Raw genomic sequence first — 8,074 nt, 5'->3', positions numbered from 1 at the left:
CTGTAGGTCGTGCTTTAGCGGGACAAAGAGTAATTAAAGATATTTGTCGCCGTAAACGACGACCTACAAGTGCAGGTTAAACTTCTGTAGGTCGTGCTTTAGCTCGACAAAGAGTAATTAAAGATATTTGTCGCCGTAAACGACGACCTACAAGTAAAGGTTAAACTCCTGTAGGTCGTGCTTTAGCGCGACAATATTTTCGCTAATTAACTGACCGCAGGCGCTAGATTGAACGCTTTTGCTCTTGGTCTGTGATGTCTCACCAGCAATAAACAAAATCCAGCGACTAACATTTGAGCTATGGTCACCAGCCAAACATCCACAATGAGATAACTCGGTGGCGTGTGGCCAAGCAGCATCTGGATCAAGTCGTACAGTGGGCAAATTAGCGCTAACACCGCAGCAATGTAAAGCTGTTGGATCATGCCGCCTCTGACGTTTTTACTAAACCAGCCATGTACTAAACAGACTAAGATCATCACGCCAAACAAAGGCGGGAGTAGACTGACTTGTGACCATGACTCTGGTGCGAAGCGTGCCGCAATGAAGGTGCTGGCAACGGCGATCAAAGTACCGCTCGATAGCGCTAAGGTCATGGCTTTCACGAATTGCAGGCCGCGTTTACTTTGTTTACGGTTATTTTCACGCTTTTCTAGCCAGATTAGATTACCTGTTAAAATCATATAACAGCATGCTAAACCGAGTAAGAAATAGATAAACTTCAGCATATTGCCGCCATATTCACCGAAATGCAGAGAGCTGAGTACACTATATGTGCCTGCGGTGGCTGATTGGCTTGGCTTATATTCTTTGATTAAACGGCCATCTGCTAACGAGTATGTCAGGCGAGTCAGTTGGTCGAGAGTATGGTGCGCTGTCATTGCAACTTCAACTTGGCCTGCTTGATCGTTGGGCGCAAATATATTCAAAAAGTACACGCTTTGTTCTGGGTAGCGACGCTGTGCATCTTCCACCATATCATCTAGCAAAGTTAAGTCTGCAGGCTGACCCGAGAGCTCTGTAATTCTTGGTGGCGCGTAAAAGTCTGCGGTTGCCATTAAAGCAGGAATATTGCCCTTAAATACCGCAAAGCCAAACCCAGCTTGCAGTAAAATACTCAAGTTGAACATCACACCCGTGAGGGCAAATAAAAACGTATAGGGCAAGGTGCTAATACCTATGATGCTGTGGCCATCAAGGTAGGTGTCTTTGCGGCGGTCTACTCGGTATTGGTAATAATGACTGATGATTTTCTTCAGCAGGATCAGCGTGCCGGTAAACACCATGACAAAGAAGATCAACGATACAATACCCACCAACTCGGTTCCACCGGGTAGCATCAAGTTAATATGCATACGATAGAGCATGTTACCAAGATAAAAGTCTTCTTGATCTAATTCGTAACGTTGACCTGTTTCTGGATCAAAGCTCTGATTGACGTCGATATGTTCACCTTCAGATGTCTCTATCTCAAAATAACTGACATAAAAAGGCTGGGCTTGGGTGGGAAGTTCGATAAACACACCATGATCCGCCGGCATGGTATGCCCTTGGTCGCTGATCTGTTTGGCAATCGTCGACACCGGTACGTGTTGTTTCTGACTGGCTAAGTCTGTTTTCGGTGCATCATATTGCATATCCCACAATACAATGTTTTCTCTGAAAAACGACATTGAGCCACAAACAAAAACGATCATCAAAACCCCTGAGATGATCAAACCAAGCCATGCATGTGCATGGGTAAAATTCTTTAACGTAGACTGTTTCATCCTGTTGGTCCTGCTGCAGTAAAGAAGGTGATCACAAAAATTATGATGGTGGGAATGGCCAGTATGCCGGCTCGTTGCCAAGCTTGTTTGCCACTTTCAGCGCCATAGCACCAAGTCATTACGCCTGCCCAAGCTGCTAATGCCAGTACCAGTGAAGTGGCTAAGATCACATTGATGTGAGCGACTAACCACAGGCTTAAAATACTGGGCACTAAAATCATCACGACGACGCCAGATAAGAACCCAGCAAAGGTTTTATGCCACATTATTGGCCTCCCGAAATCAGCTGCAAACCTGCACTAAGCAAACAGATAACAATAATGCTTGCGATGGCCCACTGAGGTTTATGGTTAAGTAAGAACACTGGCGCGGGAATAAACAGCATTAAACCAAGTAGCGCAAAAATTCCGGCGACCACAGGGCTGAAGTGCGCACTAATCAGCAATGACAGAGTAATTACACTGAGTATGGCAATGGTGACTAATGCCAACCAGCGAGGGGGTTTAAATTGTTGTGTCTTTAAAAACTGTTGCCGAGGGCTTGAGGCATAGAGCAACATGCCTGTTAACCAATAGGCAGGAAGGAGGTAAAAAAAACTCATATTTAAATCCTTGCTACTGAGTTATATTTCCTAAAACCGCGAAAAGATGTCGCATTGCTACGACATCTTTTTATAGGGGTTAAATGTTGATTGTCTTACCAGTCGAATACGCCACGGAACGAAATCGCATATTCCGCTGGCGCACCTAAGCGTGCATTACGGGCACGGTGTGCGACGTAATATTCTTCATCAGTGATGTTTTTACCAATGAAGTAAATGCCGTAGTTATCCCATTCGTAACCAAGCTGTAAATTAACCAGCGTGCGCTCATTGTTATGCAAATCAAAGAATGCATCGCCAGGCTGCAAACCATCACGGTATGGGTTTGGTCTATTCGGTGCATCACTGGCATAGTTAATATTGATGTTCGCGAATAAGCCTTCAGGTCCTTGATAAGTTAAGCCTGCGCTTTGTGTACGCTCAGGTGCAGAAAACTGTCGGCCAGTTAAGTCATACTCGGTTTCTGGAGTTGTGATCTTAAAGTCAGTGAACTCAGTGCCTGCATAACCAATCGCTGCATAGGCTTTTAGGTAATCTGTTACGTTGTAATTCACTTCAAACTCGAAGCCTTTCACTTCAGAGCTACCCGCATTGACTGTTTCTAGATCAAAATTGTTTGAAGAAAGTTGTACAGAAACTTGTTGATCAGTCCAATCTGTATAGAAGAAGTTAGCATTTGCAGTTAATGCGCCCTCTAACCAAGTAGAGCGAACTGCTAATTCATAGTTGTCTGTATATTCAGGCTCATACTCGAATGTCACTGATTTCGCTTGGTTGATACCTACACCGCCCGAACGATAGCCTTTCTGGAAAGTAAAGGTTGAGGTGATGTCGTCATTCAGATGATAACTCACGCCAATTTTAGGCAAGAAAGTATTGAAGCTGGTATCTGATAGAGCGGCAGGCTTTGAAGCGTCAGCTGCAAGACCTAGCAATAACCCGTTAATACCTGTGATAAGCGGCGCAATACCTTCATAAGGCGTACCCACATAACTAGCAGGGTTTGGCATTTTATCTTGGTTTAAAATGGTGTATTTCGCATCATTGCCATTCTTTTGCTCTTCACGATCAAAACGCACGCCCGCTAAAATATCCCACTGATCATTGAGGTGCCAAACACCATCAGCGAAGAGTGCATAGCTCGTCACTTCTGTTTCAGTAAGAGAGTAAATTTGCGTTCTGGCAGGGTCAAAATCTGCATATTGTGCAATGACCAAGTCAGCAATTTGTGGGCTTAGTTTATATCTTGCTTGTAACACGCTACTCGATAAGCCAAGACGAGATAAGTTGTAGTTGTTTAAACCATTGCTCAGAGCTTCTCTGTCGCCATTAAAATAGTAAGCGCCCGCTACACCGCTAAAGCTTTCATAATCAAATGTAAGCCTGAATTCTTGAGTCAATGTCTTTTCAGTATTGTCGTAGAGTGTGCTACTGCCTGTGTCGACGATTGGTGTGTTACCTAGACCTTGTGGGTAGTCCGAGTCCCAGTCAAACGCTTCAAGCACATCTGAGTAAGTTGTATAAGATGAGAACGATAACTCGCTATTGATGTCATAATTCAAAGTTAAAGAAACCAGTTCAGTTTCGGCTTTACGCTCTCGAGTGTCGTTATAAATTGTTGTACGGTTATCAAAGTCAACTTCACCGGCATTGGTGGCTAAGTTTGCATCACCGTATACGCGCTCTGCATTCATGTAGCTGAGCATTGCCGAAAAGTCTTCAAATCCTGCCGGCTCGTATAAAAATTTTAATCGGTAAGTATGTTCTTCATTAAAATCTGAGTCAGAGTTGTCATGAAGGTTAATAACGTTACCATCGTAGCGCTTTTCTTCACCGCTGAATCTAAATGACAACTCATCTTCAATCAAGCCTCCGCCAATGGCAATACCCGCTTCTTGCTGGCCATTCTGGCCAATCAGTAATTTGTATTTACCCTCGTTTTCATGGCTTGGCATTTGGGTATTTAAAATAACTGCACCAGCAAGTGCATTGCGCCCTTGCAATGTAGACTGTGGGCCACGCAATATTTCAACTTGCTGTGCATCCCATGTTGAGAAGCCACCATTACGAACTAAGCCTTGTGGTAGCGGCGCGCCATCAATATATACACTTGCTAGGTAGCTATTACCACCGCCAGATACATTAAAGCCATCAATGCCTCGAATGCTGAAACCATAGGTATCGCCATGGGTATTGGCGGTATTCACCATCACATCGGTGAAAGTGTTGATCTGTTGTTGCTCGATCATCTCAGGAGTCAGTACAGCAACACTCGTGGTGGTTTCTTGCAAGCTGCGCGCAACTTTTTGACCTGTGACCACGATGGTTTCGATTTCTTTTTCATCACCTTGATCATCGGCAAAAACAAGTTGGCTAGACAGTGCCATAGGAATTGCAAGAGACGCACGTAGTGCAAATGAGAGCGCAGAGAGTTTCATTATTCGTCCGTATAAAGTATTTGCTCAAAAAAACAGGTTGCAAATACTAACATGACCAAAATTGCAAATCATTATCATTTCGACTCTTGTTGTTGGTGTTTTAATTTTGCTTTTTATTCTGTGCTGAGTAAGGTGAGGTAATAAAATTATATAGAGTTGCTTTTAAGATTCTGATTTATAAAGTTAAGAAATTATTCTGGCTGCTTTGTATGAAAGGTTTCTTAGCTTAAATGTAATTATAAGTTTCGATAAAAAGAATGCATATATTCATAACTGTACCGATATATGCATTAATAACGTCAGTAAAAACAGTTGTTTAGAAGCTAAAAGAGAGCTGCAACCCAGTAAAATGGTTATCTTCTGCCTCCCAGCCATTGCCATCAATTTGTCGATAACGAGTGTAGGCTTCGAGTTTAAAGTGTTCAATCTGCACACCGATGCCTGCACCTAAGTAAGCATCAATTTCGTTGTTAGGCGCATTGTAAACGATGATACTTGAATGGTTACTATAGCGGTCATTGTTACGTTGGTCGTGAAACATAAGCTCAAAAGCATCAAAGCCCAACTCACCATACGCGTAAACAGTAGAGAAATAACCAAATTTAAGTCCAGTATCTAATGTGAGAAAGTCCTCGCGATAGCCTTGCTCGGTAGTCACGCTGGCGTTGCCTAAAGCGCTAATAAAACCAATACCAAAAGGGGTTTGATTGAAATAGCCAATCATTTCAAATCCAGTTGAAATGATGTGATCGTCAAGTGCATTAAACTCTGATTTGGCAAATACAGAAAAGTCGAAATCATCATTGGCGACACAAGGTAGTGAGGTTAAACCGAGTAAGAAAAGAGAAGCAATGTAGCGCGTCATGCGGGGGTCCTTGCAAGTAAAACTGATGAAATTGTAAGATGAGTAAAGGGCGCTAACTGTAAGAAAGTGTTCATACTTTGTAAGTGTCTTCGGCTAATTAGGCCTTAATTGACCTTTAAACTGTTCCTTATAGCGTCTAGAAAGATTGAGCTTTTTACCGCTTTGCATAGTGATTTCGCTGTCACCACTTTGGATGGGAGTTATGGAACTAATGGCATCAAGCCTTACCGCGTGACTACGGTGAATGCGACAAAACCCCTGAGGTTCAAGTTGTTCACTGAGTTTGGTCAAGGTGGCGCGAAGTGGATAAACACGTCCATCAATATGTAAATTGACATAGTTACCCGCAGATTCTAACCACTCAATATCACTGACTTTGATAATAAATTCTTTGCCGAGTTTTCTAACCAGCAAGCGCTCAAATTGCGGTTGTACAGACTCTTCGGTTTGTTGCAGTAAATGGGCTTCGCCCTTTAATTGACCGATAAGATAGTGATAGCTTTTGATCACCACAATTAAAAACACAAACCCCCATGCATCTTTGCGGTATTCATACAAAAACTCATACCAGAGCAAACCAAAATCGTAGCTACCTGCTTGGCTCCAATAAACGAGTTTGCGAAGCGCCACCATAATACTGACGTGTAACACACTAAACACGACTGACGCGAAAAAATACAAACCGAGAGAACGCGCTATGGCTTGAAAGTTAAAAGCTTGGTATTTAAGAAGAAAAATTATACCTGGCACTAATATTAGCGTGCTTAAGGCGCTGCTATATTCCCAAACAAATGGTTCCCACAACTGAAAAGGCAGTGCGCCATCACGTTTCGCTTCCATAATGTCAGAAGTAGCATTAATGGTGTTGTTGATAAAAATATAAGCCATCAAAAACAGCGCACCATATTGATTTGAATAGTGCAGAAAGTGAGGTGAGCGCGCCATATATGATCCTCTAACCGTGAAACTAAAATCAGCTTAACAACTAACCTTGTCAGTCCCAAGTGGTTTATCCCACAATCCCACCGCTTATCCCTAGTCGCTGTTTTTTAAGCACATATTTATTTTATTTCGACAATTACTCAGAAATTATAAGACAACCAAGTTTGAGAAACTGACGGAAAAGGTATGTTCAAATCTATCGCTAAATGGTGGCAGCCCACTACTTTTGTAAGCCAACCGAAAGAACGCTTTGTTGAATTAGACTGGCTGAGAGTACTCGCGTTTGGCCTGTTGGTGTTCTATCACACGGGCATGTTGTATACGCAAAACTGGGGCTTTCATTTTAAAAGTGCCTTTTTAAGTACAGAAATAGAAAATCTGATGTTGCTTCTCTCACCTTGGCGTATGGGACTGATTTGGTTTATCTCAGGTGCCGCATTGAGTTGCTTATTACAGAAGTCGCCATTACCGCAGTTTTTAATGAGTCGCACCGTAAAGATCTTACTGCCCCTGCTGGTGGGTGTGTGGTTTGTCGTGCCTATTCAATTGTATGCGCAAATGCAGCAAGAAGTTGGCTTATCGCTTAGCTATATTGAGTTTTACATCGCGTTTTTTGACCTATCTAACCCGTTATTTGCACAATATCAAGCGGGCATTTGGCCTCATGTCGATGTAAATCACCTGTGGTACTTGCGCTCATTATGGCAATTCACCTTGTTGCTGGTATTGATGTTACCTGTGCTGCAAAGTCGCTTGTTACATAATGGCATAGCGCGCTTCTTAAAGCTTCCTGTGCTTTGGGTGTATTTAGGTTTACTGGTGCCGCTTTGCGTTTTGAAACTTTCATGGCCGAGTGACACGTTTCGTTACCCTATGGGATTTATTTTTTTACTGTATGGCTTTTTATTAGTTCATCACCGAGCGTTTTTTGCATCGCTGGTTCAGTGCTGGCACATTTTACTCGGGTTATTTGTTTTAGGTTATCTTGGCGTAGTTTGGGGGTATCAGAGTATTTGGCTAGACAGCCAAAGCGTGCAATGGCAGATCACCAGTATGGATATGTTGTACACTGCACAAAGGCTATTAGGCGTGATGACCATACTTGCATTGGCAATGCGCTTTTTAACTCGTCCTCATCCTATTTTAAATAAGCTCAACGGCTGGGTGTTTCCATTTTATATTTTTCATCAAAGTGTGATCATCGGCTTAGCTTATTACTTTAGCCCATTACAGTTAGGCCCATGGTTAGAGCCAACATTCATTATTGTGCTGACATTTGGGTTGTGTGCGCTAGCTTGTTGGGGGTTGAGTTATGTTGCATTACTTAGGCCGCTATTTGGCATGAAAGTAATTGGTAAATACGATAAAGCGTCGCAGTACATAGGCTATGCCTTAACTTTGTTATTGCTTATGCCTTTGCTTTTTAAATTGCTTTTTAGTTGGCGCTATATGCTATGAG

At 42.7% G+C, this 8,074-nt stretch carries 7 protein-coding genes; 1 reads left to right on the top strand and 6 read right to left on the bottom strand.

From position 1 onward, the window contains the following. Positions 1-206 precede the first annotated feature (206 nt). From AC1HJP_RS17900 to AC1HJP_RS17875, 6 genes are all read right to left on the bottom strand, one after another. On the bottom strand, positions 207-1,769 hold the full coding sequence (locus AC1HJP_RS17900) for a PepSY-associated TM helix domain-containing protein (protein WP_480362932.1): 1,563 nt from the start codon (positions 1,767-1,769) through the stop codon (positions 207-209). Further along, a complete protein-coding gene (locus AC1HJP_RS17895; protein ID WP_480362931.1) occupies positions 1,766-2,035 on the bottom strand; it encodes a hypothetical protein in 270 nt (89 codons plus the stop codon). The genes AC1HJP_RS17900 and AC1HJP_RS17895 overlap by 4 nt, the downstream gene beginning before the upstream one ends. Further along, positions 2,035-2,370, bottom strand: coding sequence for a hypothetical protein (locus AC1HJP_RS17890; protein WP_480362930.1), 336 nt, complete (start codon positions 2,368-2,370; stop codon positions 2,035-2,037). Before AC1HJP_RS17890 ends, AC1HJP_RS17895 begins: the two co-directional genes overlap by 1 nt. A gap of 95 nt (positions 2,371-2,465) precedes the next feature. Continuing rightward, positions 2,466-4,808 carry a TonB-dependent receptor gene (locus AC1HJP_RS17885; protein WP_480362929.1) on the bottom strand — a complete coding sequence of 781 codons (2,343 nt, stop codon included), beginning with the start codon at positions 4,806-4,808 and terminating at the stop codon, positions 2,466-2,468. Positions 4,809-5,124: 316 nt separating this feature from the next. Further along, positions 5,125-5,673 (bottom strand): hypothetical protein, encoded by a 549-nt coding sequence (locus AC1HJP_RS17880; protein ID WP_480362928.1) that lies wholly within the window; start codon positions 5,671-5,673, stop codon positions 5,125-5,127. A gap of 93 nt (positions 5,674-5,766) precedes the next feature. Then, positions 5,767-6,618, bottom strand: a complete 852-nt coding sequence (locus AC1HJP_RS17875) for a LytR/AlgR family response regulator transcription factor (protein ID WP_480362927.1) — start codon at positions 6,616-6,618, stop codon at positions 5,767-5,769. A 183-nt stretch (positions 6,619-6,801) separates the two neighbouring features. On the opposite strand from AC1HJP_RS17875, the gene AC1HJP_RS17870 reads away from it, so the two are divergent. Then, positions 6,802-8,073, top strand: a complete 1,272-nt coding sequence (locus tag AC1HJP_RS17870; RefSeq protein ID WP_480362926.1) for an acyltransferase family protein — start codon at positions 6,802-6,804, stop codon at positions 8,071-8,073. The last annotated feature ends 1 nt before the right edge of the window (position 8,074 follow it).

The organism is Pseudoalteromonas sp. NFXS53 (genome assembly GCF_056629255.1).
Note: the sequence above shows the minus strand (reverse complement) of the source record. Positions and strands in the feature narration are given on the sequence as shown.

Coding starts and splice junctions, on each gene's coding strand:
- AC1HJP_RS17880 (WP_480362928.1), bottom strand. CDS start 5,673: ATGACGCGCTACATTGCTTCTCTTTTCTTACTCGGTTTAACCTCACTA.
- AC1HJP_RS17895 (WP_480362931.1), bottom strand. CDS start 2,035: ATGTGGCATAAAACCTTTGCTGGGTTCTTATCTGGCGTCGTCGTGATG.
- AC1HJP_RS17900 (WP_480362932.1), bottom strand. CDS start 1,769: ATGAAACAGTCTACGTTAAAGAATTTTACCCATGCACATGCATGGCTT.
- AC1HJP_RS17890 (WP_480362930.1), bottom strand. CDS start 2,370: ATGAGTTTTTTTTACCTCCTTCCTGCCTATTGGTTAACAGGCATGTTG.
- AC1HJP_RS17870 (WP_480362926.1), top strand. CDS start 6,802: ATGTTCAAATCTATCGCTAAATGGTGGCAGCCCACTACTTTTGTAAGC.
- AC1HJP_RS17875 (WP_480362927.1), bottom strand. CDS start 6,618: ATGGCGCGCTCACCTCACTTTCTGCACTATTCAAATCAATATGGTGCG.
- AC1HJP_RS17885 (WP_480362929.1), bottom strand. CDS start 4,808: ATGAAACTCTCTGCGCTCTCATTTGCACTACGTGCGTCTCTTGCAATT.